Raw genomic sequence first — 339 nt, forward strand, 5'->3', positions numbered from 1 at the left:
TCCATGATCTCGTCGCTGATCACCAGGGGGTTGCCCAGCAGCCGGGCGATCCATTGGTAGCGCATGTCCGTGCGGTCCGCCTCAATCGGCAGCCCGGCCGCCAAGTCCATCAGGTTGGCGCTGCGCACGTCCAGCATCGTCGAGACCAGCAGCGCCAGCTTCGTCCGCTGGGTCTTGCGCTGCTTCGGCAGGCGACGCTTGAGTTCCGAACCGAGGCTCTCCGCGATTTCCTTGATGCCGTTCATCATGTGGTTCCGGGGTCCGCCAAAGGCGGAACCCTTGAACCACGCACCGATTCCTCACGTCAACAGCCTTGCCTCAAAACTGATAGATGGCAAG

1 pseudogene is annotated in these 339 nt (G+C 62.2%); it reads right to left on the reverse strand.

The features are described 5' to 3' along the window. Positions 1–248: pseudogene (locus tag N826_RS39390) on the reverse strand (IS4-like element ISMmg3 family transposase); the annotation flags it as partial. Positions 249–339: the final 91 nt, after the last annotated feature.

Origin of the sequence: Skermanella aerolata KACC 11604 (assembly GCF_000936425.1) — a bacterium.
Lineage (GTDB): Bacteria > Pseudomonadota > Alphaproteobacteria > Azospirillales > Azospirillaceae > Skermanella > Skermanella aerolata.